Raw genomic sequence first — 23,622 nt, forward strand, 5'->3', positions numbered from 1 at the left:
CCCAGGGAGCGCTTCTCACCGCAGGCCCGCGCCGAAGCGGCGATCGCGTCCAGGGTGGCGTCCAGCAGCAGGGCGTCCATGGTGGGCAGCACGAGCCGGACCTGGGAGATTCCTTCGCCGGCGGGCTTGGGGCGCGTCACGCACCGCCTGGAGACATTGACCCGGACTCGTTCGGTGTGTCCGGTGGGGTCTGTCTCCATCAGGGCCCTCTCAATGTCGCGCCCCACCTGGGACACGCTGCGCCTAGGCGCCTGAGGCAGAACCTTGTCCTGGACCGCCAGCGCCACCGGCACGGGTACGTCTTCCAGGCGGCGGGTCACCAGGGAGGCCTTGGCTGAGTCCAGGACCCCGCAGCGTTCCATCACCTCAGTGGGGCCGAAGCCCATGCTCATGAGGGCCTGGCCGTGATCCACCATCTGACCGGCCCGAGTCCGAGAGATGCCCAGGCGGGTGGAGAGCAGACAGGTGGCATTGAACCGCCGCTCCTCATAACCCACCACCGGAGAGACCTCACCATGCGGGCCCCACTGACCCGGATGACTCGACAGCTCAGGGCACCCGGTCAGGCAGGCCGCGGCCAGCGCCTCACCCCAGGCGGCCCAGGCCGCCAGGCGGTGACAGGCCGCCGCCAGCTCCCCCAAACCCGAGGCCCCCAGGCCAAGCAGCCCACTATCACCGGCCTCCTCCACGCCCATCGTCCGGCGCTGTTCGGAGGCGGCCACCAGCGTCGCGTCAGTCCCAGACTCGCCATCAAACAAGCCCTCACCATCAGCACTGCCGGCACTCTCGGCATCAGAGTCCTCGCCGCCACCACCGCCGTCGCCGTCGTTGTGGCTCTGGGCGGTCACCAGCAGACGGGCCAGCAGCCCCTCCACCACACCGGCCAGCGCTCCGCCCGCACCCAGGGACGCCAGCAGGCCCGCCACGTCCTCAGGGAAGGTCACAGGCCCCGGCGCCAGCTCCCCGCCAGGCACCCCCAGCGCCCCGGCCGTACCACCGGCCGGGGCGAGAGGAAGCACACCACCTTCGAACATACGTACAGTATAGCCCGATCCCCGACCACCCGCACGCTGAAGCAGTCATCCAGAAACCGCTGCAATAACAACGAATAATCGAGAAACCGAAACCGCTCCCTCTGTCAGCCCGCCCCAGCCCGTCGGCGCTCCATGACGCACCAGAGGGAACTTGCAGCCGATAGGACGGCAGCGACAGCGATCGGAAGCCACACCGCAGCGCCGGCAAGTGCACCGGCAACCGCTGTACCAGCCGAACCCGCCGCGATTTTCAGGGCCCCAACCCAGATGAACACCTGCCCCCGCAGCTCAAGAGGCGAGTACTCGCTGCGAGCCGCCAATGTCGCAGCAAAGAACAGGGAGTTAGCAACGCCGACAACGGTGAACGCAATCATCGTCAGGACGGGGTTCGACACCGATATGACGACACCCAGCGCCACGGCGACCACTCCGGCAAGCAGCGACGCGAGCCTGTCGGCGTCTCCCTTGAGCGGCCACACCATCAACAGCGCGGATCCAGCGAGACCACCACCTCCATACCCAGCAACCAGAGTGCCGGCCAAAGCAGTCCCACCAAGAGTCGGGGCGACGGCAACGGCGTAGATCGGTAGCGCCGCAACCGAGAACGCAACCACGACCGTGAGCCCCAGCGTGCAGCGCAGCGGTCGGGATCGCCAGATCGTCATCAGGACGTACGCTGACGAGGTCACAGCACCCGGCTCAGCAGCGCCGGTGCCTGCTTCGGGAGCGCGAGCACAGCCCCGGCGCCAATGAGTGCCGAGACGGCAAGGACCAGCATCGCTCCCAGCGGATCAGTAGCGGCCGAGATCCATGCGACAACAGCGGGCCCGAGCGTGCCGCTGACGCCGTAGCTGGCGACGTCCCAACTCTGTGCGCGCCGCTGGCTCTTTTGCGACGGCCCCGCGATCGACGGCAGCCGACTACTCACTCCTCCGGTGAGCATGGGCCCGAATACTCCCGAGAGGACCAGAAGCAATGCCGGGACGACGGTCCACGTCACCGGCAGCAGCAGCCCGGCAGCCCCGAGCAGTAGACCGTGAGCGAGGGCCGAGATGGCGATAATCCTCCTGCCATCATCTGCAGTGTCGAGGCGGCGGGCGATGAACGGACCAAGCAGATGCGGTGCGATGATTGCCGCTCCCAGCATGCCGGACATCCATCCGGGCTTTCCGGAGGACTGGGCAAGCAGCACGACGGCGACTACCGCACCTCCATCAGCCAAGCGTACGAGCGTGGCCGCGAACACGTACCGCGCCAGCGCCCAGGTCGTCCGACCTGGCGCACCAGAATCCTCACGACGCTCAGACAAGATCGAGCCCGGCCACCACGTCGATGACCTGCCCGCGCTGCGAGTCGGTGAGCCCCTGAATCGGCAGCGGCAGGCAGGACGGTGGAACGAGACCGAGGTGCTCGGCGATCGCCGCAGTCACGCGCAGGCTCCCGCCGAGCTCAGCGAACAGGTCCCACAGAGGCGCGAGTCGTCGCGACTCCACGACAGCCTCCTGGGCCCGTCCCGCCTGGGCAGCTCGGGTGATCGATAGCGCAGGAGCTGGGAGGGTTCCCCCGATCACCGAGTACCAGGCGTCGCAGCCGGCATTCAAGCCAGTGGCTGCAAGCGCGTCGCCGGATACGCCGATCGTGACGTGCTCAGGAATCGCGGCCCGAATCATCGCAACGTGCTCACACGCTACAGCGGGGTCGGCGGGGACGCCGGGGATCTTGATCGATACGACGCCGGGCAGCTCGGCTATGCGGGCATACAGTTCCGTGGTGAACGTGAAGTGCGTGGTGCCAGGGTTGTCGTAGACGATGACCGGGAGGTCGGTGTGCTCGGTGACAGTGCGGAACAGTCCGAACACCTCGTCGTCACTGAGGCTCTGGTAGGTCATCGGGGCCAGCAGCAGGCCGGCCGCACCAGCCTCCTGCGCGCTGTCCACATGAGCGAGGACGCGAGAGGTACGCAGATCGCCGACCCCGACGAACACCGGAGTCGGTCCGGCGTACTCAACGGCGAGGCGGGCCACCCGGGCACGCTCGGCCGCTGTGAGGTAGGCATAGGACCCGGTCGAACCGAGGGCGGTGATGGAATCGACTCCAGCCGTAGTCAACCTCTTGATGAGACCTATGAAGGCGCGCTCATCAACGGCGTCGTCGCGAAGCGGTGTGAGGGGAAAAGCACTCAGCCCGGCAAGACGGCTCGGGGCGGGACCGCCCTCCTGGTGCGGTCGCTTCATGACGTGCCAATCACTCGTCGGGAGACGCTCACGTCTGAGCCGAGGGCACTGAGCGCCTGAGAGAGAGCGTCAGCAGCAGCGCTCAGCTCGGTGTCGGCGACCGGAGCGAGAGCATCGAGGATGAAGAAGGCCGTCCGGGTAGCATCACTCAGACCGGTGCGGCGGGCCTGACGCCAGTTCCAGCGCCGGCAGGTCACTCCTGCGTCGTCGCACCACACGACCTCCCCGGGATCGGGATGCTCGACGACGACCTCACCGTTCGCGGTGGTGTCGAACTGTTCCCGGCCGGTGGCGCGGATCAGGCGCGCTGGCCCCGCGTACAGGGCGAAGTCCTCACCGCCGAGCGGGATCTGATGCAGCACCGAGATCGCGTTGTAGATGTCGGTGAGTGCATTGACCCGGGGCAGCCCCTTGTCCGCACGACGGGTCAAGGCCTCGAGGCTGTTGCGGGTACGCTGGGGCTTGGCTCCGAATGCCCGGTAGGCCTCACGCCAGGCTGCGATGTGCGGCAGCTGATCGACCGTCGACTCGGCGAGCAGGGCTTGAGCATGATCCTGGGCGGCCCGAATGAGGTCATCTGCGACATCGGATCCCAGGTTTGGTGAAAGACCATCGACAACAAGTAACTGCACGCGATAGTCGGGGCGTAGCTCGAGTACAGCCGGATCGATGGCACAGGCGTCAAGGAACTCGTTCGGGCTCATGGGGTTAGTCATTCAAGGTCTCCGTTCTGGGCGTGGTTCCAACCCCCGGCTCGAAGACCGAGAGTGAGAACCGTGCGGGTTGCTGGTTCGGGTTGTCATAGGAGTGGTTGACATCGCCGTAGAACGTCAAAGCGTCTCCGACGTGGAGCTCGTAGACATCATCAGCGACCGCGACAAGGATCGATCCGGCCTGGACGTGCAGCAGCTCGCAAGTACCAGCAGCATGGGCCTCGCTCACATGACGTTCTCCTGGATTGAGGGTCCAGTCCCACAGCTCAACAACATCGGGCGGCTGCGTGCCGGCGACGAGGACACCAGATCCTCCATGGTTGCCGCTCCACAAACGAGCCCCTTCACCGCGGCGCACGAGCTTGGCCGCGCGCGACATCGGGGGCTCAACGAGTGCCGGAAGCCCGATACCGAGCGCGTCCGAGAGCCGCAGCAGCGTGCCGATGCTCGGATTGACCGCCCCCTGTTCAACCTTCACGAGCATTCGCCGGCTCACCCCGGCGACCTCTGCGAGATGGTCGAGTGTCCAACTGCGACTGCTGCGCTCCTGCTTGATCCGCACACCGATCTCGTGGGTCAACGACTCTGCACTCACTTCCACATAGTGCATCATAGTGCACTATATGGGCACTGTCTACCCTCCCATTCAGGAGACATGAATGACGACGGCACCCAGGACCGCCAGGATCCAAGAGGCGAAGGAGCCGATGAGGAACTCCTCAGCCTTCTGCCCCGCTTTATCCTGACTGATCTCGGGGAACCGAATCACACCCTTGGCGGCAACAATTGCGGCAATAGCAGCGGGCGCCTCAACGGAGGCAAGCAGGAGAATGAGGATTCGCTCAAGCGGACCGATCCAGCGACCGCCGCGCATCGAGCTCCCCGACCCATTCTGCTTCCCACTCTCCTGCGAAGGCTCGCAACCAACGACAACAGCCGTTCCATTCCCCTGCGAGGAGTGGCGAGCAACAGCAAGAATGTCGGCGACGACTCGATTGGCGGGAACAGTCAGGAGGACGACGACTCCGACGACAGCGCTCATCTTGGCAGCCCGAGACCCAAGCGGTTGAGACACAACGACACAGAGCGCCACGGCGAGGAGCAACAGCCCCGCGCAGGCAAGGCGGATAAATCGTTCCAGCCGATCCGCACCGCTCTCGGAGGCGCCCTGCCCCGCCCGCTCCCGCTGGCGGGCCCTCAACAGCTTCTCCCACCAGGCCCGTGAAACCAGGCCGCAGCACAACCATGCAGTGGCCACTAGGATGATGATGACGACGCTTCCCGACCCAAGATGAAGAACGGGCCACCCGACCAGGACGCCAAGAGCAACGACTGCAGGCACCCCCACCAGCAGTCCCACCCCGGTGGGCATCCGGGACAATCCCCTACTCACCCGGTCGGAGCCGTCAACCACGGAGGCGGCGGCAAGCAGAAGGACGAGCAGGGCAGTCATTTCCCTTCACCTTTCCCATTCAACCCGTCGAGTAGCTTTTGCACCTCCAGCAAGGAGGAACCGGCACTGCGAGCGAATTCAGAGACGGCTTGCTGACTCACCTTCTCCTGACGGGCGATCTCAATCTGGGTCATCCCCATGAGAAGTCCGGCCATGATGCGGCGCTGACGGGGCTGAAAGCGGAATATCGTCTGGTCACGCAGGATGAGGACGGAGTTGACGAACCTCTCATGCTCGCCCCGCCCCCCTCCGGATCCGCTGACCGCATCCGGATGGATGCGCAGCCAGGTGCGAACGAACGTCCTCCCCTCATCCTGGAGATGGTGCGCCTTCTCGATCGCCTCACGTGCGGCCCACCATGCCGAGCCGTCCTGAATGAGACGCCCTGGCACACCGTCCGCACCGCTTCCCATCGCGCCCTCAACCTCGGAGATCGCTCCGGCGCCGATACCGAAGCGCAGGCCCAACCCTTCAGGTAGAAGGAGGTGCGTGCGCAAGGTGAGAGCGAGAGCGTCGGCGAGGGTTGCCGAGACCGCCTGCAGCTCGTCGCCGACCGTGGCGTACGGACGCTGCGTCAGCGCCAGCCCTTCAGCGGCTCGGTCCAGAGTCTCGTGAATGACGCACTGAGCACGCCTGCGATCAGGGAGCTCGCGCGAGCGGATGATGTCTGCGATGAGTGCGTAGGAGACATTCACAGCTTCACGATAATGCTTGTAATACCAGAATTACAAGGAACATCTCGGAGCTAGGGGCGCTTCCTCGCCCCATCCCCTCAGTCAACCTTGTACTCCCGCCAGCACAAGCTCAGTCCCGGAGCGCGGTTCACCGACCGGGAAGCCTCCCACCGGCGGCGAGGTAGCACTGGCCGCACAACGACTCGTACGTGACGTCCCCGGAGTCGATGGCCACCTGATCGCCGTCGAAGACGAAGGACTCCCCCACCTTGCGGGCATTGAAGATGGCCTTGCGTCCGCAGCGGCAGATGGTCTTGAGCTCCTCCAGGGAGTGGGCGATCTCCAGCAGCCTCCGCGACCCGGGAAAGCTGACTGTGCGGAAGTCGGTACGGATCCCGTAGGCCAGGACGGGCACGTCGTCGATCAGCGCGATCTCCATGAGCTGGTCCACCTGAAGAGCCGTGAGGAACTGGGCCTCGTCGACGAGCACGCAGTCAAGAACCTCACGCAAGGGCACCGCCTCCCGCGGCGCACCGTTCTTGTCGCGGACGGGTCGCGCACCGCTCAGGGCCCGCCGGTGCACCAGGGCGCGCAGGTCGTCGTCGGTGTCAACGAGGAGGTCGACGCGGCGCGACACCCCGAGCCGGGAGACCACTGAGTCCTCACCCTTGGTGTCGACCACCGCCTTGAGAAGCAGGACGCGCTGATCGCGCTCCTCGTAGTTGTAGGCGGTCTGGAGAAGCCCCGTGGACTTGCCGGAGTTCATGGCGCCGTAGCGGAAGTAGAGCTTGGCCACGCAGGTCCTCCTGAGCCGGATCGAATCACTCGGGCGGATGCTACCCGCCGAGCGTCCCGGGCGCGGACAAGACGTGACGACGCCGCTCAGCCGCTCCATGGCGCACGCATAGCCTCATCCAGCCCAGCACGGATAACCTCCCCTCATGCTCTCACTCGACCACCTGCCTCACACCTGGCGCACCAGGCGAGCCGGCACGCTGGCCACGACCGCCGTCATCACACTGTCGCTGTTCTCCTGGCTGGCTCTGACCACGAGCTCCGGGACGGGTCTGGCGCCTCATGACCAGAGTGTCACCACCTGGGCCGTGGATGAGCGCCACCCTGCCCTGACCATCATCATGCAGGTTTTCACCGCTCTGGGTTCCACTGTGGGGCTGACGATCCTGACCGCGATCTGCGCCACTCTCCTCTTCATGCGGGGCCGCCGCATGCGCGCGCTGGTCCTGAGCCTCACGATGATCAGCTCCAGCCTGCTGACGGTAGCGCTCAAAGAGATCTTCAGGCGCGCACGCCCCTCGACCGACACTCTTCTGGGCGCTCCCGCCTCGACCACCTCCTTCCCCTCGGGGCACTCCTTCAACACGGCTGTCTTCGCAGGCCTGCTGGCGGGGATGGTTCTGGTATCCACCGTGGCGGCCCTGTACCGGGCCTTGGCGATCATGGCGGCGGCGGGGGCGACCCTGCTGGTGGGAACCTCCCGTGTCTACCTGGGCTACCACTGGATGACCGATGTCTTGGCCGGCTGGTCCCTGGGGCTGGCCTGGCTGTGCCTGGTGACGTTGGCGCTTCTGTGGCTGAAGGGACGACGACGCCAGGCCCTGCCCTCTGCGGCCGTACCATCAGACAGTTCCTCAGGAGTAGAGGGCATCGAGCCACCACCGGCCTGATCGCACCAGCAGGCGGGGTGGTCCGACGTCGGTGACCACCTGGAGGTAGGCGCGACGCGAAGGCCCGCACGTGGTCCACCAGCCCTCGTCGACCGGCCAGGGCCCGGCCCACAGGAGCACGGACTCCATCTGGGAGGAAGTCCCCACAGCACCCTCATCAACGCCGCCTGAGCCGTCGCCGACGCTGAGGAAGCCGGGGACGCCGTCGAGCTGACCGTGGATGTCGACGCCGAGCTCTCGCCCCTGAAGATCGGTGAGGCGCGCGGGAACCGGCCGGGGCAGGACGACGGAGGGTGAGGGCTCGGGCAGAGCACCACTCCAGGACGCCGGTTCATCACCCGTGGACCCACCAGCGCCTTCGCTCTCACCCCAGGGGATCAGGTGCACCCGCGAGCGCGGGTCGCGCCCGGGAACGACCTTGGGAACCTGGATGCTTCCGGCCCCCAGGAGGGACTCCACGCGCTCGGCGGCGCGGTGGGCGCGTGCCTGAGCCTGGTGGCCCGGCGCTTGCCACAGTCCCGCCTGGGAGGTCGTGGCCGGGTTCAGCTCGAGGGCTGTCAGGCTCAGGTGGGTCAGGCCGGAGGAGGGTGGGCGTCCGGAGCGCCCGCAGAGCCATCCCTCGAGCTGCCAGCGCACGCGGTCGATGAGCTCGGTGGGGGTGGGGGTGGCCTCCAGCATCCAAGTTCGGGCCAGGTCGGTGCCGTCCTCGCAGCGGGCGGCAACGCAGAGGTGTCCGGCGGAGAGTCCTGCGGACAGGAGGCGGGTCGCCAGGTTCTCGGCGAGGTGCCGGGCGGCGAAGGCCGCGGTGTCGGCGCGTTCGATGGGAGGGTCGAGGTCGGAGGTGACGGTGATGTCCTGGGTCGGCCGGGGCATGGCAGGGGCCTCGTGGTGGGTGCCGGAGGCTAGGTGGTGGAGCCTGTCCCCCAGGGGGCCGAAGCGGGCGGTGACGTCTTTTCGGGGCAGGGCCGCCAGGTCCGCCAAGGTGCGCAGGCCGAGTCGGGTGAAGGTCTCCAGCAGGGGGCGGGCATCGCACTGTAGGCGGTTGAGGGGCAGGCAGGTCAGGAGTGCGTCCAGGGGCCAGGGGGCGAGGAACTCCGGGGTTCGTCCCGGTTCGACGATGATGCCTTGGCGGGCGGCCAGGACGGCTCCGGGCAGGGAGTCGGCGATGCCGACCTGGCACTCGACGTCGGCCTCCTGGGTGATGGTCTCCACGAGGGCTGAGGCGAGGGGTTCTTCTCCGCCGATCCAGGCGGCGGGTCCTTTGACGCCGGACAGGGCCAGTCCGGGGCGGGCCACCATGGGGTCCGCCAGGAGGGAGGTGAGGGCCTCCATGACGGTTTCGAAGGCTCGGGCCTGGCACTCCTCCTGGGGAGGCAGGACGGTGAGCTCGGGGCACAGGGACCGGGCGGTGCGCAGTCGCATGCCGGTGGTGATGCCGGCACGGCGGGCCGGGGCTGAGGCGGCGAGGACTCCGCGAGCGCCGACGACGGCGACGGGTTCGGTGGCCGGGTCCGGCAGGTGAGGGGCTCCTTGGTGCGCTCGGGGGTGTCGGCGCTGCTGGCGGGCCTCCATGGTGAGGGCGACGACAGGCCAGTCGGGGACCCAGATGGCCACGAGCCTGGAGGCGGGCGGGCCGGGCGGCGGGGTCGGTGGTGGCGGGTTCATCCGGCTGCCTCCTGCGGGTTGGGGGCCGGGTCGACGGTGTCGACGGTGTTGCGGGAGCCTGTGCGCAGCCCTTCGGCGGACAGTGAGAGCGTGAGCTCTTCGGTGGTGGTGAGCCGTGGGCGCTGCGGGTCGGTCAGGGTCCAGGTGAGGCGTCGCAGGTAGCCGGCCGGCATCTCAACGGCTCGCACCGGGGCGGGTGGGGCTCCTCGCCCGATGGGGATGACGACGCCGTCGGTGGAGGGCATGCCGAGGGCCTCCACCGGGGCCTGGGCGGGAGGCGCGTTCTTGGTTCCGGTGTCCGGGGCCAGGGGGTCGGCTTGGAGGATGCGGGCGCCTTCCCAGCGGGCGGGGGTCAGGATGAGGTGGCCGCGTTCGCGCGCCCGGGACAGCAGGCGTCTGCGGTGCTGGGGGCGCAGGCCCTCGGCGACAGTGGCACCGATGAGGAGGGTGTCGACGCCGTCGAGCAGCGTGGAGGTGACCGTCAGGGTCGAGGCGTCATCGAGGAGGGGCGTTGGAACGGTGAGGACCCGGTTGAGGTCGAGGCCGACCTCGGTGGCTGCGCACCAGCCCAGCTCGTCTCCCCCGATGACGCCGCACCAACCGGCGGTGCCCTGGCGCAGGGCGAGGGCGGCCAGAAGGAGGGTGGTGGATCCGTGGAGAGTGAGGACACCGGAGTCCTGCCAGGCCGAGAGCTCCGTGGGGGATGCGGGGGATGCAGCCGGAGGCGAGTCGGCTGACGCGCTCAGCAGGTCGCTGGTTGATGCCGCGGACAGGGCGCGCTGCACCGTCAGGGCCGCTGAGTCGCGCAGTCCGGTGCGTTCCTCGGCCAGTCTCAGGGCGAGGCGGGCCCGGTCGAGGCGGTTCTGGGCCTCCGATGGCGCGCGCGTGGTCGAGGCTCTCATGACACCCCCTTTCTGTACGTATGTTCGACGGATGTGGTTCAGGATAACGCTCCGCTACGACATCATTCGAGGGCGCCGGCAGCACGGAGGTCTCAGGGCCCTGCACGACGAGCCCACGGAGCTCCCCCACAGGAGATCCACAGGGGCGGGTCTGCGCAGGGGCGTCTACAGTTGGGGCTGTGCCCTCATGGAAGGCCACCTTCCCTATCCATCACCTGCCTGGAGGTACACCTATGACAGCCGACCTCACTCGCCCCCGCCCGCCGGCCCCTACCGGCCTCCTGCCCTCGGTCCCCTCCTTCACGCTGACCTCCGCGGACCTGACTGAGCAGGGGCGGATCCCGGACATCTTCACCGGCATCCACGACAACGTCTCCCCCGCCTTGAGCTGGTCGGGCTTCCCCGAGCAGACGCAGTCCTTCGTCGTGTCCTGCTTCGACCCGGATGCTCCGACCATGTCGGGCTGGTGGCACTGGACCATCGTGGACCTGGACGCCTCGGTCACCTCGCTGGAGCGGGGTGCGGGGGCCAGTGACCTTCAGCTCGACGGCGCCGCCTTCCACCTGGCCGGGGACTCGGGCGACCACGCCTGGTTCGGCCCCTACCCGCCGGCGGGCGACGGCGATCACCGCTATGTCTTCACCGTCTCCGCCCTGGACGTGGACACTCTGGGGCTGGATGACGAGGCCAGTCCCGCCATGGCGGCCTTCACCCTGGTGCCGCACTGCATCGCCCGGGCCACGCTCACCACCACCTACTCCGTGCCCGGGGAGCCCGGGGCCGCCGCCTTCCTCAGGGACGGCCAGTGAGCCCACAGATCGCCCAGGTCGACGCCTCGTCCTCCAAGGCGGGCCGGCGTCGCCGTCAGGGGGAGTCCGTCCCCTTCACCCCCGCTCACGGTTTTACGCGCGCCGGCTCCGGCCGCCACCAGCGCCGCCCCATCGCCCTGATCACCGGGGCGACCTCCGGGATCGGACTGGCCGTGGCCAGGGACCTGGCCCGGGACCACGACCTCATCCTGCTGGCCCGCTCCGTCAACGACCTGGAGGAGCTGGCGCTCGCGCTGGAGGAGGAGTCCCAGACGGCGGTTCTCATCTGCCCGGTCGACCTGACCGATGACACGGCCCTGGCCAGGCTGGTCAGCCGGATCGATATCGAGAGCCTCGACGTGCTGGTGCACAGCGCCGGCATGGAGGCGCCCGGTACCGTTGACAAGATCACGCCCACGCGCTGGCGAGCGGTCCTCAACCTCAACCTGGTGGCGACGGCGTATCTGACGAGCCTGCTGCTGCCGGCACTGCGGGAGGCGAGCGGGCTGACGGTGTTCATCAACTCCGGCGCCGGAGTGACCCCTCGTTCGGGCAATGCCCTCTACTCCGCCTCCAAGGCGGGGCTGAAGTCCCTGGCTGACACGCTGCGCCAGGAGGAGGCGGGCAAGGTGCGGGTCACCTCGATCTACCCGGGACGGGTGGACACCCCTATGCAGGAGCGGTTGCACGCCTTCAACGCGGCGCGCCTGCGCACCGAGGGGATCATGGCCACCCCCGCCTACCGGGCTGCGGACCATATGGCGCCGCAGTCGGTGGCCGCGGCCGTGCGCCTGGCCGTGAACACCTCGATGGACGCGGTCGTGGAGGACCTGGCGATCCGCCCCGCCGGCATGCTCTGAGAAGGCGACTGATACAGAGGGATCAGACCCCTCCGGCAAAGTCCAGGGACCGCCAGGCCTCGTACAGGCCGATGGCGGCGGAGTTGGCCAGGTTGAGGGAGCGGTTGCCCTCCACCATGGGGATGCGCAGGTGGGCGCTCACCCTCGGGTGGTCGAGAATCTCCTGGGGCAGGCCGGTGGGCTCGGGACCGAACAGGAGGGCGTCGTCACCGCGCCAGTCGACCTGGGTGTAGAGGCGCTCGGTGTGGGAGGTGAAGGCGAAGATGCGTCCAGGGACCTGCTCGAGGCACTCCTGCCAGGTGGCGTGAACGCGCGTGTTGGCCAGCTCGTGGTAGTCCAGGCCGGCACGACGCAGCTTGGCGTCGTCCATGTCGAACAGGGGGTCCACGAGGTGGAGCATGGAGCCGGTGTTGGCGCTCAGGCGGATCGCCGCCCCGGTGTTGCCCGGGATGCGCGGGGAGAAGAAGATGACGTGCAGCACGGGGACAATGAGACCACATGCTGGGGCATCCCGACGATGTCTGCGCTCCGCCTGCCATGCTCGAGGCATGAGCTCGGCTCCACCGCGCACCCCGTCCCCCACCCCGGAGCAGTGGCCCGGGGTCAGGACCCGTCTGGTCGAGCGTATCGAGAGGCGCTCGACGTCGTCGAAAGGATGAGAAGGAATGACTGACCTGGGTGACCCGGCTGAGGTCTTCGCCGCGGAGATCGGCTGGCAGCCAGCACTGGAGCGTACCGACCTGCTCGCCGAGCCCGTGGCCGCCGCGCTGCGGGCGCTGGAGGCGGCCTCGCCCGAGGGAGCGGACCTGGCCCGGCAGGCTCAGGTGGTTCCCATTGACCCGTCCCACTCCGACACCGACGCCCTCAACGCGCACTACGCCCTGGACCCCGAGGCGACCGGGAACTGTGTGCTCGTGGCCGGCAAGCGCACCGGCCAGGAGCGCATCGCCGCCTGCGTCGTGCGTGCCACCGACTTCGCCGACGTCAACCACGTCGTCAAGAAGCGCATGGATGTGCGCAAGGCCTCGTTCCTGCCGGTGGAGCGGGCCGTGGAGATGAGTGGCATGGAGTACGGCGGGATCACGCCGGTCGGCCTGCCCGAGACCTGGAGGCTCTTCATCGACGGCGCTGTGGCGGACCGGGCCACGGTGCTCATCGGCTCGGGCGTGCGCCGCTCCAAGCTCCTGGTGCCCGGGGCGCTGCTCGTGGCACTGCCGGGGGCCGAGCGCGTCGAGAACCTGGGCGTGCGCCCCGCCTGAGCGGGTCGGTCGGACCGTTCAGGCGGGGCCAGCCTTCAGGCTCTCAGCCCAGTGAGTCCAGGACGATGTTGAGTCCCTCGCTCATGGTGGGGTGGGTGATGACGGCGTCGCGCACCTGCTGCCAGGTCAGGTCACCCAGCATCGCCATCTGGATGCTGGTGACGACCTCGCTGGCCTCGGCGCCGATGATGGCTGCACCCAGGATGAGGTCGGTGCGTGCGTCGACGATGACCTTGAAGAAGCCCTCGGTGCGGCCCAGGGTCTTGGCGCGAGGGACGGCCGCCGTCGGGGTCTTGGCGACGCGCACCTCGTAGCCGGCCTCGCGGGCCTCGGCCTCGCTCATGCCCACGTGCCCGAGCTCGGGTGTGGTGAAGACGGCCCACGGGATGAGGCGCCCGGTGGTGGAGGCATCCTTGCCGGCGAAGAGGTCGCGCAGGACGCGGAAGTCGTTCCAGGAGGCGTGGGTGAACTGGGGCGTGCCGGCCACGTCACCGGCGGCGTAGACGTTCTCGGCGGTGGTGCGCAGGTGGTCGTCGACGCGCACGAAGCCGCGCTCGGTCAGCTCCACCCCCGCGGCCTCCAGGCCGAGGCCGGCGGTGACGGGGGTGCGCCCCAGGGCCACGAGCAGGTGGGATCCGCTCACCTCGCGCCCGTCGGCGGTGGTGACGACGACGCCGTTCCCGTCGGCCGTAGTGGCGACCTTCGAGGCGCGTGCACCGGCCAGGACCGTGGCCCCCAGGGCCTCCAGGCCGGCGGTCACCTCAGCGGCGACATCCTCGTCCTCGCGGTCCAGGACGTGCTCCCCGGCGTGGACGATGGTGACCGGGACACCGAGGAGCCCCATGAGGGAGGCCATCTCGACGCCGATGACGCCGCCACCCAGGACGATGAGACCGCTGGGCAGCTCGGGCAGGGTGAGCAGGTCCTCGCTGGTCCAGTAGCGTACGTCGGCCAGGCCCTCGATCGGGGGGACCGACGGCGTGGTGCCGGTGTTGATGAGGACCTTGGCGCCGCGCACGCGCCGCAGGCCGCCGTCGTTCAGGGTGATCTCAACGGTGCGCTCCCCCACGAAGCGGGCGGTGCCCTTGACGAAGTCCATGCCGGAGGCCGGGAACATCTTCTCGTGCGCCGCTACCATGCCACCCACGACGGCCTCCTTGCGGGCACGGAAGGCGGCCAGCTCAATGCGGGCCTGGGCCAGGGCCTCGGCGCCACCGTCCTGCTCAGGCAGGGTGACGCCATAAGCACCCGAGCCCTGGACCTCATGGAGAACGCGGGCGGCGGAGATGAGGGTCTTGGTGGGGATGCAGGCGACGTTGATGCAGGTGCCGCCCACCTTGTCCCGCTCCACCATGACGACCTTGTCACCGGCCTTGGCGCGCAGCATCGCCAAGGACTTGCCCGCCTTGCCGCCTCCGACGACGAGAAGGTCGACCTCCTCGACCGGGACGTCTGCCTGATTGGTTGCGTCGCTGTTGACGGTGGGCTGGGACATGGGTGTGTATCTCCTTCGGCGGTCGCCGCTCGGCGTGATCTGAACGCCAGGGCAACGGGAAGCGGAGGGCCCCTATTCCAGAGCGGCATCCAGAGGGTCGACGCGCGTGGCAAAACTCACGTCAATGGGTGCGCCCATAGCAAAGCCCTCGTGGACGGCGGTCGATCAACGCACTGGAATCGACCATTAGACTTCCGAATACGATCCGAATACCATGTTCGTATGGGACTAACTGTTGATTACCCCACAGCGGTGCGGCGCTCGTCCGACCTGAGCAAGCATTCGGCCGAGGTCTTCGCCGAGGCGGAGGACCACCCCGTCACTGTGACCCGCCGCGACGGGGAGTCCCTTGTCCTCATGTCTCAGCGCGAGGCAGACGCTCGCACTGAGCTCTTGAACATAGCCGCCACCCTCATCACGGTGTCCCTTGAGGATGGCCCACTCACTAAACGGATGGCCAGCCGATACCCGTGGATGTATGCACTGACGCCTCAGGATCAAGAACAGTGCGCTCGAGACCTTATCGACGCTGCGCGAGCCTCCTTCTCCACACTCCAGCCGCACCTGGCGATCACCAAGTTGACCAGCTGGCGCGAGACAGCCGCGGCAATCGCTGCGGGTCTGAGTCCGCATCCGGTCGAGTGGCTCGACGACGATGCTGAAGCAGTCGTCGACCGTCCCTGATCATGTCCAAGGAGAGCTTGGTTCCACGGCCCACGAAAAAGTCGGAGTACGTCCTGAAGTTCGCCACGAAGCAGTCCGAGAAAGGGTGGCGTGACCTCGTAGCCACGATGAGGAATCCCATGAGCGACACCTGGGACTTCCTGACTCAATCACCTCTCACGACGACTCCGACCAACTACCCGCTCGAGGGATCCCTAGGCGCAGTGACCCGAGGCGGTCGCACTTTTCAGCGATGGCAGCACAAACCTACTGCGAAGGGTACTGCCCGCATCTGGTTCTATATCGACGGCAGTACCGTCTACCTGGAGCAGGTTCACACCGCTCACCCCAACGAGACCAAGTAGCCACGTCGATCCAGTCAGGAGCCGGCGAGCTGACGCAGCACGTACTGCAGGATGCCGCCGTGGCGGAAGTAGTCGGCCTCGCCGGGGGTGTCGATGCGCACGACGGCGTCGAAGGAGACCTCCGAGCCGTCGGCCTTCTGCGCCTTGACCGCGACGGTGCGCGGGGTGGAGCCCTCGTTGAGCACGGTCAGGCCCGTGATGGAGAAGGTCTCGGTGCCGTCCAGGCCGAGCGACTCGGCGCTCTGTCCGGCCGGGAACTGGAGGGGCACCACGCCCATGCCGATGAGGTTGGAGCGGTGAATGCGCTCGAAGGACTCGGCGATGACGGCCTTGACGCCCAGCAGGGCCGTGCCCTTGGCCGCCCAGTCGCGTGAGGATCCCGAGCCGTACTCCTTGCCGCCCAGGACCACCAGCGGGATGCCTGCGGCCTGGTAGGCCTGGGAGGCGTCGAAGATCGACTCCTGCTCGCCGGTGAGGAAGTTGCGGGTGTAGCCGCCCTCGACGCCGTCGAGCAGCCGGTTGCGCAGACGGATGTTGGCGAAGGTGCCGCGGATCATGACCTCGTGGTTGCCGCGGCGCGAGCCGTAGGAGTTGAAGTCCGCGCGGGCCACGCCGTGCTCTGCCAGGTAGCGCCCGGCCGGGGAGTCGGCCTTGATGGCGCCGGCAGGGGAGATGTGGTCGGTGGTCACCGAGTCTCCCAGCAGGGCGAGCACCCGGGCGTCCTCGATGTCGGTGACCGGGGTGAGCTCCATGGACAGTCCCTCGAAGAAGGGGGCCTTGCGCACGTAGGTGGACTCCTCGTCCCAGGCGAAGGTGTCCCCCTCGGGGGTGTCCAGGCCCTGCCAGCGCTCGTCACCGGCGAAGACGTCGGCGTAGTCGCGCGTGTACATCTCGCGGTCGATGGTGGCGTCGATGACGGCCTGGACCTCGGTGGGGTCGGGCCAGATGTCGGACAGGAAGACGTCGCGGCCCTCGGGGTCCTGACCCAGCGGCTCGGTGGCGAAGTCGATGTCCATGGTCCCGGCCAGGGCGTAGGCGATGACCAAAGGCGGGGAGGCCAGGTAGTTCATCTTGACGTCGGGGTTGATGCGTCCCTCGAAGTTGCGGTTGCCCGAGAGCACCGAGACCACGGCGAGGTCGGCGTCGTTGACCGCCTGGGAGACCTCGGCCGGCAGGGGCCCGGAGTTGCCGATACAGGTGGCGCAGCCGTAGCCGACGACGTTGAAGCCCAGCTCGTTGAGGGCGGGCCACAGCCCGGCCTTCTCGTAGTAGTCGGTGACGACCTGGCTGCCCGGGGCGGTGGAGGTCTTCACCCAGGGCTTGGAGCGCAGGCCCCGGGCGACGGCGTTACGGGCCAGCAGCCCGGCGGCCATCATCACCGAGGGGTTGGAGGTGTTGGTGCACGAGGTGATCGAGGCGATGGCGACGTGCCCGTGGTCCAGCTCGGTGGCGGTGCCGTCGGCCAGGGTCACCGGCGTCGGCTTGGAGGACTGGGAGGCGTAGGCGGGCAGGACCTCCTGGAAGGACTCCTTGGCCCGTGACAGGACGATGCGGTCCTGGGGACGCTTGGGGCCGGCGATGGAGGGCACCACGGTGGACAGGTCGAGCTCGAGGTACTCGGAGTAGACGGGCTCGCGGGACGGGTCGTGCCACATGCCCTGGGCCTTGGTGTAGGCCTCCACGAGGCGCACGCGCTCCTCGGAGCGGCCGGTCAGGCGCAGGTAGTCCAGGGTGACCTCGTCGATCGGGAAGATCGCGGCGGTGGAGCCGAACTCGGGGCTCATGTTGCCGATGGTGGCGCGGTTGGCCAGCGGCACCTCGGCGACGCCCTCGCCGTAGAACTCGACGAACTTGCCCACCACGCCGTGGGCGCGCAGCATCTCGGTGATGGTCAGGACCACGTCGGTGGCAGTGGCGCCGGCGGGGATGGCGCCGGAGAGCTTGAAGCCCACCACCTTGGGGATGAGCATGGAGACGGGCTGGCCCAGCATGGCGGCCTCAGCCTCGATGCCGCCCACGCCCCAGCCCAGGACGCCCAGGCCGTTGACCATGGTGGTGTGGGAGTCGGTGCCCACGCAGGTGTCGGGGTAGGCCCGGGTGACGCCGTCGGCCTCGTGGGTGAAGACGATGCGGGCCAGGTACTCGATGTTGACCTGGTGGACGATGCCGGTGCCCGGGGGGACGACACGGAAGTTGGCCAGCGCCCCCTGCCCCCAGCGCAGGAACTGGTAGCGCTCGGCGTTGCGCTCGTACTCGCGCTCCTTGTTGCGCTCCAGGGATCCGGGCAGTCCGAAGGAGTCGATCTGCACGGAGTGGTCGATGACCATCTCGGCCGGCGCCAGGGGGTTGATGACCTCGGGGTCGCCGCCGAGGTCGGAGACCGCCTCGCGCATGGTGGCGAGGTCCACGATGCAGGGCACACCCGTGAAGTCCTGCATGACGACACGGGCCGGGGTGAACTGGATCTCCGTGTCGGGCTCGGCGGCCGGGTCCCAGGCGGCCAGGGCGCGCACGTGGTCGGCGGTGATGTTGGCGCCGTCCTCGGTACGCAGCAGGTTCTCGGCCAGCACCTTGAGGCTGTAGGGCAGACGCTCCAGGCCGGGGACGGCGTCGAGGCGGTAGATCTCGTAGTCGCGGCCGTCGACGTCGAGGGTGCTGCGCGAGGCGAAGGTGTTGAGGCTGGTCACCGGGGCTCACTTCCAGTTGTCGTACTGTTCCGGCATGCTGCACCGCCTCGGGCCTGTGCACGCGGACCTGCGGTGACGGCTAGGCGGAGAGCTGCGCGGATGCTCCGGTGTGGACCGTAGCCCACGGCATGTCATCCGTTGTCAATACGCAGGAATGCCTGACCAAAGCCGGTAAGCGGGTCGGCACCTGGGGAGCGCATTTGGTGACGCCGGCCGCACGCAACCCCGTTCAGGAGCGCTCGAGCACCGCGATCGTCTCGAAGTGGTGAGTGTGCGGGAACATGTCCAGCGCGCTCATGGAGCCCAGCGCGTAGCCGGCCCGCAGCAGGGTTCCCAGGTCCCGGGCCAGGGCCGCCGGGTCGCAGGCCACCAGGACGATCCGCTGGGCCCCCAGGGCGCCGACGGCCTCGATGACCTCGCGCCCGGCTCCCTGCCTCGGCGGGTCGAGGACGACGACGTCGGGGCGGCCACCGGTGAAGGAAACGGCGAGCTCGCGCACCGAGCGGGCGCTCACACGGCCCGAGGCCAGGCGTGCGGCGGGGTGGTCGTGCAGTGTGCGGCGGGCGTCGCGAACGGCCTGCTCATTGCCCTCCAGGGACAGGACCTGACCGCCGGCCCCCACCAGGGCGGCCAGCGGCAGGGTGAACAGACCGGCCCCCGAGTAGAGCTCCAGGACGCGGCTGCCCGCAGCGCCTTCGAGGTTCTCCCCCAGGGCGCCTCGTACGACGCGCTCGACCAGCACTCGGGGGGCGTCGACGTGAACCTGCCAGAAGCCCTCGGCGTGGACGGAGTAGGTCAGCTCCCCCAGTCCTAGGGCGGAGGCGTCCACGACCTCCCGGACCCGGCGCCGTCCGGTGCTGCGGGCCTGGGCGGTCAGGAGCCGCTCGTCGAGCAGGACGACGGGCTCACCCCCGCTGGGGGCGATGGCCTCGATGCGCATGCCGGGCCGGTAGTGGGCGCGCCAGCGGGAGCGCTCCAGCAGCCCGATCTCGGTGATGGCGCCAACCGCCAGAGGCAGGCGGCGCAGGGGCAGGACCGTCCCGGAGCGGAAGGCGTGCATGCCGGGCCTGCCGTCCTCACAGACCGTCAGGCTGATGCGGGTGCGGGTGGCGGTTCCGGCCAGGGCGCGCCGGCTGGCGCTGCTGGAGGCCTGGGCCGCGGCGTCAGTGGGCATGGGCTCGATCGGCACGGCGGCTGCGGCGGAGGCCTCGGGCAGGCAGGCGACGGCGTCGGCCACCTCCTGCCCGCCGATCCGGCGCAGGCAGTCGGCCAGGACCCAGCGCTTCCAGGTGCGCTGGGCGTCCAGGGCCACGTGGGCGAGCTCTCCCCCGCCCACGCCGGCCGGGCCGGCCTCGGGCCAGACGGACTCGACGCGGTCCGGGGACGCCTGGAGGATCTCAACGGCGTCGGCGCGCCAGGTCCGCGAGGTCATCTCGGTCAGGCGGGCCCGCACCGTCTCACCGGGCAGGGAGTGGCGCACGAAGATGACGCGGCCGCCCGGGTCGTCCACGGGTCGGGCCACGCAGTGCCCGCCGTGTGCAGGGGCCCCCACCGCCAGGGTCAGCTCGCGCGGCTCGCCGCGGCTGGGGGCGGGCTGGTCTCCGGTCCGGCTGGGCTGGGGGGTCATCGACTCTCCTGGGGGTCTGCACCGACGCCGCCGGTGCTGGGGGCGCTGTGCTGGTCGAGGTGGCTGAGGTGGCTGTCGACGTGACGGCGCATGGCGACGTCGGCGTCGATGATTCCCTCAGCGGTGCGGGCGCGCACGCCGTGGTGGATGTGCCGTTGTCCGGGCAGTCCCAGCTGCCAGGGCACGGAGGCCACGACGACGCCGGGGGTGAACAGCAGGACGGTCTTGAGGCGCAGGGCGGTCTGGTTGTGGAGGATCTGCTCCCACCAGTGGCGCACGATGTACTCGGGAAGGAAGACGACGACGAGGTCGCGGGGGGACTCACGGCGCACCGAGCGGACGTAGTTGATGACCGGGCGGGTGATGTCCCGGTAAGGGGAGTCCAGAACCGTCAGGGGCACGGCGATGTCGGCCTCCTCCCAGGCGTCCAGGAGGCGCTCGGCGCCGCCGTCGCCGGTGTCCACCGTCAGGGCCTCCAGGGCGGTGGGGTGAGTCGACTGGGCGTAGGTCAGGGCCCGCAGCGTGGGCTGGTGGAGGCGGGAGGCCAGGACGATGGCGTGGACGTGGGCCGGCAGGACGCGGGCGTCGTGGAGGTCGGAGATGGCCACCTCCTCGCTGACTCGGCGGTAGTGGCGGCGGATCCGGTTCATCACCAGGTAGAGCAGCGCCATGATCGTCAGGGTGATCCAGGCTCCTCGGGTGAGCTTGGTGAGCAGAACGATGACCAGGACCGTCCCGGTGCCCAGCACGCCGATGGAGTTGATGATGCGGGCGCGGTGCATGCGTGAGCGGGCCCGCGGCTCGGTGGCGATGGTCAGCTCGCGCGTCCAGTGACGCACCATGCCCACCTGGGAGAGCGAGAAGGAGATGAACACACCCACGATGTAGAGCTGGATGAGGCGAGTCGTGTTGGCCTCGAATCCGATGAGGAAGGCCACGGCCCCCAGCCACAGGACGATGATGCCGTTGGAGAAGGCCAGGCGGTCGCCGCGCTGAGAGAGCTGGCGGGGCAGGAACTCGTCACGGGCCAGGACGCTGGCCAGGACCGGGAACCCGTTGAAGGCGGTGTTGGCGGCCAGGACCAGGATCAGCCCGGTGACGGTGGCGACCAGGTAGAACATCGGGCGGAAGCCGGAGAAGACGGTGGCGGCGATCTGTCCGATCGCGGGGTCCTGATGGTAGCTGTCCCCGACCGGGACGCCGTTGCGCAGGAGCTGGTGGGCCGGGTCCTCCACCATGCGCACGCCGACGGCGCCGGCCAGGTGGATGACGCTCATGAGCATCAGCGCGGCGATTCCCCCCAGGAGCAGCAGCGTGGTGGCGGCGTTGCGGGACTTGGGGCGCTGGAAGCTGGGCACGCCGTTGGAGATCGCCTCCACGCCGGTCAGGGCAGCGCACCCGGAGGAGAAGGCCCGCAGGACCAGGAAGCCTCCGGCCAGGCCGGTCAGGCCCTGCTCCCAGCCGGCGTGGGTGACGACGTCGAAGCCGGCGGACTCGGCCCGCCCGAGGGTCCCGGTCAGCTCCTGGATGAGGCCGACGACGGCCATGACGCCGATGACACCCATGTACAGGTAGGTGGGAATGGCGAAGGCCCGGCCCGACTCGCGCGAGCCGCGCATGTTGAGCACGGCCAGGACGGTGACGACCGCGACGGCGATCTCCACCTTGTAGGGGACCAGGGAGGGCAGGGCGGCCGCGAGGTAGGAGGCGCCCGAGGACACCGAGACCGCGACGGTCAGGACATAGTCGCTCAGCAGGGCCGAGGCCACCAGGAGACCGGCGTGGGAGCCGAGGTTGGCCGAGACCACCTCGTAGTCGCCGCCGCCCGAGGGGTAGGCGTGGACGGTCTGGCGGTAGGAGGCCACGACCACGACCAGGACGCCGACGACGGCCAGGGCGACCCACGGGGACAGAGAGATGGCGGCGACGCCCGCCACGGCCAGGGTGATGAGCACCTCATCTGGGGCGTAGCCCACGGAGGACAGGGCGTCGGAGGCGAATACCGGAAGGGCGATCCTCTTGGGTAGGAGCGTCTCCCCCAGAGCTCCGCTGGGGACAGGACGGCCGACGAGAAGCCGCTTGATGCGGTCTGCGAAGTCACGCACGTCTCCAGATATTACGTCCCTGGCCCGACAACGGAGTACCGTCCTCCTCGTGCACTTCGTCATCATGGGCTGTGGACGCGTCGGAGCGTCCATGGCTGTTCAGCTCGACCGTATGGGGCACTCGGTGTCCGTCATCGACCGCTCCTCGGACTCCTTCCGCCGTCTGCCCTCGGACTTCAACGGCCGCAAGGTCAAAGGGGTCGGCTACGACCGCGATGCCCTGGAGCAGGCGGGTATCGACGAGGCTTACGCCTTCGTCGCCGTCTCCAACGGGGACAACTCCAACATCGTGGCTGCGCGCGTGGCCCGGGAGAGCTTCGGCGTGGACAACGTCGTCGCCCGGATCTACGACTCGCGGCGAGCCGACGTCTACGAGCGCCTGGGCATCCCCACGGTGGCCACCGTGCGTCAGACGGCCGACCAGATGATGCGCCGTATCCTGCCGGGCTCCAGTGCCCGCGAGCTCGAGGATCCCTCGGGCACGGTGGCTCTCATCCAGCCCAACGCCTCCCCGCAGTGGGTCGGTACGACGATCGGGGTCCTGGAGGACCGCCTGAGGGTGCGGGTGGCCTGGATCTCGCGTGATGCCACGGCGCTGCTGCCCGAGGCCGCCACCGTCATCCAGGAGCACGACCGACTGCACCTGGCGGTGAGCACCGACCGTATCGGTCAGGTCCGCCGCGCCCTGTCACACGCCCCGACCCAGGAGGTCTGAGCCATGCAGATCGTGATCGCCGGAGCCGGATCCGTGGGCCGTTCCATCGCCCGAGAGCTCATCAGTCACGGCCACGAGGTCACCCTCGTCGACCGTTCCACCGAGGCCATGCGCATCGCCTCGGTCCCGCAGGCCGACTGGCAGCTGGCCGACGCCTGCGACATCGACGCCCTGGAGCGCGCCGGGGCCGAGACCTGCGACGTCATTGTGGCCGCCACCGGGGACGACAAGGCCAACCTGGTCATCTCCCTGCTGGCCAAGACCGAGTACGGGGTGCCCCGTACGGTCGCGCGCGTCAACAACCCCAAGAGCGAGTGGCTCTTCGACGAGACCTGGGGCGTGGACGTGGCCGTGTCGACCCCGCGCTTCATGACGGCCCTGGTGGAGGAGGCCGTCAGTGTCGGCAGCCTGGTGAGCATCTTCCACTTCCACCAGTCGGGCGCCTCCATGCACGAGCTGACCCTGCCGGAGGACTCACCGGTCATCGGCGAGCTCGTCACCGACATCGAGCTGCCGCCCCACACGGTGCTGGCGGCGATCCTGCGCGACTACCGCCCCATCACACCGGACCGCGACGAGCGCTTCGAGCGCGGCGACGAGCTCATCTTCCTCACGGCGAGGGAGGGGGAGTCCAGCCTGGAGGAGCTGCCCCTCATCTTCACGTGACGCTGGGCGGC

23 protein-coding genes and 1 pseudogene are annotated in these 23,622 nt (G+C 68.8%); 8 read left to right on the forward strand and 16 right to left on the reverse strand.

Annotation, left to right across the window (positions count from 1 at the left end):
- The 9 genes from BKH32_RS10830 to BKH32_RS10865 all read right to left on the reverse strand — a co-directional run.
- On the reverse strand, nucleotides 1–1,034 hold a 1,034-nt coding region (locus BKH32_RS10830; protein WP_143222806.1), incomplete at its 3' end, for a DUF222 domain-containing protein.
- 104 nt (nucleotides 1,035–1,138) lie between these two features.
- On the reverse strand, nucleotides 1,139–1,699 hold the full coding sequence (locus BKH32_RS14100; protein ID WP_218638467.1) for a hypothetical protein: 561 nt from the start codon (nucleotides 1,697–1,699) through the stop codon (nucleotides 1,139–1,141).
- A gap of 20 nt (nucleotides 1,700–1,719) precedes the next feature.
- A complete protein-coding gene (locus BKH32_RS14105; RefSeq protein WP_218638468.1) occupies nucleotides 1,720–2,226 on the reverse strand; it encodes a YbfB/YjiJ family MFS transporter in 507 nt (168 codons plus the stop codon).
- 109 nt (nucleotides 2,227–2,335) lie between these two features.
- Nucleotides 2,336–3,268, reverse strand: coding sequence for a dihydrodipicolinate synthase family protein (locus tag BKH32_RS10840; RefSeq protein WP_075250051.1), 933 nt, complete (start codon nucleotides 3,266–3,268; stop codon nucleotides 2,336–2,338).
- Nucleotides 3,265–3,972 carry a B3/B4 domain-containing protein gene (locus tag BKH32_RS10845; RefSeq protein ID WP_075250052.1) on the reverse strand — a complete coding sequence of 236 codons (708 nt, stop codon included), beginning with the start codon at nucleotides 3,970–3,972 and terminating at the stop codon, nucleotides 3,265–3,267. Before BKH32_RS10845 ends, BKH32_RS10840 begins: the two co-directional genes overlap by 4 nt.
- 4 nt (nucleotides 3,973–3,976) lie before the next feature.
- Nucleotides 3,977–4,594, reverse strand: a complete 618-nt coding sequence (locus BKH32_RS10850; protein ID WP_081376785.1) for a helix-turn-helix domain-containing protein — start codon at nucleotides 4,592–4,594, stop codon at nucleotides 3,977–3,979.
- A 33-nt stretch (nucleotides 4,595–4,627) separates the two neighbouring features.
- The gene (locus BKH32_RS10855) at nucleotides 4,628–5,434 is read right to left on the reverse strand and encodes a hypothetical protein (RefSeq protein WP_081376786.1); all 807 of its coding nucleotides are present in this window, start codon (nucleotides 5,432–5,434) and stop codon (nucleotides 4,628–4,630) included.
- Entirely contained in the window at nucleotides 5,431–6,129 is a 699-nt protein-coding gene (locus BKH32_RS10860; protein WP_075250053.1) for a SatD family protein, read from the reverse strand. The genes BKH32_RS10855 and BKH32_RS10860 overlap by 4 nt, the downstream gene beginning before the upstream one ends.
- Before the next feature lie 127 nt (nucleotides 6,130–6,256).
- Complete coding sequence (locus BKH32_RS10865; RefSeq protein ID WP_075250054.1) at nucleotides 6,257–6,904, reverse strand: thymidine kinase; 648 nt, start codon at nucleotides 6,902–6,904, stop codon at nucleotides 6,257–6,259.
- Between the two features lie 145 nt (nucleotides 6,905–7,049).
- Between BKH32_RS10865 and BKH32_RS10870 the strand changes: the two genes are divergently transcribed.
- Nucleotides 7,050–7,793 (forward strand): phosphatase PAP2 family protein, encoded by a 744-nt coding sequence (locus BKH32_RS10870; RefSeq protein ID WP_075250055.1) that lies wholly within the window; start codon nucleotides 7,050–7,052, stop codon nucleotides 7,791–7,793.
- Here the strand turns inward: BKH32_RS10870 and BKH32_RS10875 are convergent.
- Nucleotides 7,758–9,458 carry a DNA polymerase Y family protein gene (locus tag BKH32_RS10875; protein ID WP_075250056.1) on the reverse strand — a complete coding sequence of 567 codons (1,701 nt, stop codon included), beginning with the start codon at nucleotides 9,456–9,458 and terminating at the stop codon, nucleotides 7,758–7,760. The two genes, BKH32_RS10870 and BKH32_RS10875, sit on opposite strands and share 36 nt — an antisense overlap.
- Complete coding sequence (locus tag BKH32_RS14640; RefSeq protein ID WP_075250057.1) at nucleotides 9,455–10,360, reverse strand: hypothetical protein; 906 nt, start codon at nucleotides 10,358–10,360, stop codon at nucleotides 9,455–9,457. The genes BKH32_RS10875 and BKH32_RS14640 overlap by 4 nt, the downstream gene beginning before the upstream one ends.
- 233 nt (nucleotides 10,361–10,593) lie before the next feature.
- Here BKH32_RS14640 and BKH32_RS10885 point away from each other — a divergent pair, with 233 nt between their 5' ends.
- Nucleotides 10,594–11,169: a YbhB/YbcL family Raf kinase inhibitor-like protein gene (locus tag BKH32_RS10885; protein WP_075250058.1), complete on the forward strand. Its 576-nt coding sequence runs from the start codon at nucleotides 10,594–10,596 to the stop codon at nucleotides 11,167–11,169.
- Complete coding sequence (locus BKH32_RS10890) at nucleotides 11,166–12,029, forward strand: SDR family oxidoreductase (RefSeq protein WP_075250059.1); 864 nt, start codon at nucleotides 11,166–11,168, stop codon at nucleotides 12,027–12,029. Before BKH32_RS10885 ends, BKH32_RS10890 begins: the two co-directional genes overlap by 4 nt.
- 22 nt (nucleotides 12,030–12,051) lie before the next feature.
- On the opposite strand, the gene BKH32_RS10895 is transcribed toward BKH32_RS10890, so the two are convergent.
- On the reverse strand, nucleotides 12,052–12,510 hold the full coding sequence (locus BKH32_RS10895; protein WP_075250060.1) for a tRNA (cytidine(34)-2'-O)-methyltransferase: 459 nt from the start codon (nucleotides 12,508–12,510) through the stop codon (nucleotides 12,052–12,054).
- Nucleotides 12,511–12,610: 100 nt separating this feature from the next.
- Here BKH32_RS10895 and BKH32_RS14505 point away from each other — a divergent pair.
- Nucleotides 12,611–12,688 (forward strand): annotated as a pseudogene (locus BKH32_RS14505) (GNAT family N-acetyltransferase); the annotation flags it as partial.
- A 6-nt stretch (nucleotides 12,689–12,694) separates the two neighbouring features.
- Nucleotides 12,695–13,288, forward strand: coding sequence for a YbaK/EbsC family protein (locus BKH32_RS10900; RefSeq protein ID WP_075250061.1), 594 nt, complete (start codon nucleotides 12,695–12,697; stop codon nucleotides 13,286–13,288).
- 43 nt (nucleotides 13,289–13,331) lie between these two features.
- Here BKH32_RS10900 and BKH32_RS10905 read toward each other — a convergent pair whose 3' ends face one another.
- A complete protein-coding gene (locus BKH32_RS10905) occupies nucleotides 13,332–14,783 on the reverse strand; it encodes a dihydrolipoyl dehydrogenase family protein (RefSeq protein ID WP_075250062.1) in 1,452 nt (483 codons plus the stop codon).
- A 222-nt stretch (nucleotides 14,784–15,005) separates the two neighbouring features.
- Between BKH32_RS10905 and BKH32_RS10910 the strand changes: the two genes are divergently transcribed.
- Nucleotides 15,006–15,467, forward strand: a complete 462-nt coding sequence (locus BKH32_RS10910; RefSeq protein ID WP_075250063.1) for a type II toxin-antitoxin system Phd/YefM family antitoxin — start codon at nucleotides 15,006–15,008, stop codon at nucleotides 15,465–15,467.
- A 358-nt stretch (nucleotides 15,468–15,825) separates the two neighbouring features.
- Here the strand turns inward: BKH32_RS10910 and acnA are convergent, their stop codons facing one another.
- From acnA to BKH32_RS10930, 3 genes are all read right to left on the reverse strand, one after another.
- Nucleotides 15,826–18,498, reverse strand: a complete 2,673-nt coding sequence (gene acnA / locus BKH32_RS10920) for an aconitate hydratase AcnA (protein ID WP_075250065.1) — start codon at nucleotides 18,496–18,498, stop codon at nucleotides 15,826–15,828.
- Nucleotides 18,499–18,727: 229 nt separating this feature from the next.
- On the reverse strand, nucleotides 18,728–20,125 hold the full coding sequence (locus BKH32_RS10925) for a class I SAM-dependent RNA methyltransferase (protein WP_075250066.1): 1,398 nt from the start codon (nucleotides 20,123–20,125) through the stop codon (nucleotides 18,728–18,730).
- Nucleotides 20,122–22,230 (reverse strand): APC family permease, encoded by a 2,109-nt coding sequence (locus tag BKH32_RS10930; protein ID WP_075250067.1) that lies wholly within the window; start codon nucleotides 22,228–22,230, stop codon nucleotides 20,122–20,124. Before BKH32_RS10930 ends, BKH32_RS10925 begins: the two co-directional genes overlap by 4 nt.
- A gap of 91 nt (nucleotides 22,231–22,321) precedes the next feature.
- Here BKH32_RS10930 and BKH32_RS10935 point away from each other — a divergent pair, with 91 nt between their 5' ends.
- Entirely contained in the window at nucleotides 22,322–22,945 is a 624-nt protein-coding gene (locus BKH32_RS10935) for a potassium channel family protein (protein WP_256691682.1), read from the forward strand.
- 3 nt (nucleotides 22,946–22,948) lie between these two features.
- Complete coding sequence (locus BKH32_RS10940; protein WP_065362316.1) at nucleotides 22,949–23,611, forward strand: potassium channel family protein; 663 nt, start codon at nucleotides 22,949–22,951, stop codon at nucleotides 23,609–23,611.
- The last annotated feature ends 11 nt before the right edge of the window (nucleotides 23,612–23,622 follow it).

Origin of the sequence: Actinomyces oris (genome assembly GCF_001929375.1) — a bacterium.
Classification (GTDB): Bacteria; Actinomycetota; Actinomycetes; order Actinomycetales; family Actinomycetaceae; genus Actinomyces; species Actinomyces oris_B.

Bases quoted from the DNA above. Each gene is read 5' to 3' on its own strand.
- BKH32_RS10855 (WP_081376786.1), bottom strand. From the start codon at position 5,434: ATGACTGCCCTGCTCGTCCTTCTGCTTGCCGCCGCCTCCGTGGTTGAC.
- BKH32_RS10875 (WP_075250056.1), bottom strand. From the start codon at position 9,458: ATGAACCCGCCACCACCGACCCCGCCGCCCGGCCCGCCCGCCTCCAGG.
- BKH32_RS10910 (WP_075250063.1), top strand. From the start codon at position 15,006: ATGGGACTAACTGTTGATTACCCCACAGCGGTGCGGCGCTCGTCCGAC.
- BKH32_RS10900 (WP_075250061.1), top strand. From the start codon at position 12,695: ATGACTGACCTGGGTGACCCGGCTGAGGTCTTCGCCGCGGAGATCGGC.
- BKH32_RS10840 (WP_075250051.1), bottom strand. From the start codon at position 3,268: ATGAAGCGACCGCACCAGGAGGGCGGTCCCGCCCCGAGCCGTCTTGCC.
- BKH32_RS10885 (WP_075250058.1), top strand. From the start codon at position 10,594: ATGACAGCCGACCTCACTCGCCCCCGCCCGCCGGCCCCTACCGGCCTC.
- BKH32_RS10845 (WP_075250052.1), bottom strand. From the start codon at position 3,972: ATGAGCCCGAACGAGTTCCTTGACGCCTGTGCCATCGATCCGGCTGTA.
- BKH32_RS14640 (WP_075250057.1), bottom strand. From the start codon at position 10,360: ATGAGAGCCTCGACCACGCGCGCGCCATCGGAGGCCCAGAACCGCCTC.
- BKH32_RS10905 (WP_075250062.1), bottom strand. From the start codon at position 14,783: ATGTCCCAGCCCACCGTCAACAGCGACGCAACCAATCAGGCAGACGTC.
- BKH32_RS10850 (WP_081376785.1), bottom strand. From the start codon at position 4,594: ATGATGCACTATGTGGAAGTGAGTGCAGAGTCGTTGACCCACGAGATC.
- BKH32_RS10870 (WP_075250055.1), top strand. From the start codon at position 7,050: ATGCTCTCACTCGACCACCTGCCTCACACCTGGCGCACCAGGCGAGCC.
- BKH32_RS14100 (WP_218638467.1), bottom strand. From the start codon at position 1,699: ATGACGATCTGGCGATCCCGACCGCTGCGCTGCACGCTGGGGCTCACG.
- BKH32_RS10925 (WP_075250066.1), bottom strand. From the start codon at position 20,125: ATGACCCCCCAGCCCAGCCGGACCGGAGACCAGCCCGCCCCCAGCCGC.
- BKH32_RS10940 (WP_065362316.1), top strand. From the start codon at position 22,949: ATGCAGATCGTGATCGCCGGAGCCGGATCCGTGGGCCGTTCCATCGCC.
- BKH32_RS10935 (WP_256691682.1), top strand. From the start codon at position 22,322: ATGGCTGTTCAGCTCGACCGTATGGGGCACTCGGTGTCCGTCATCGAC.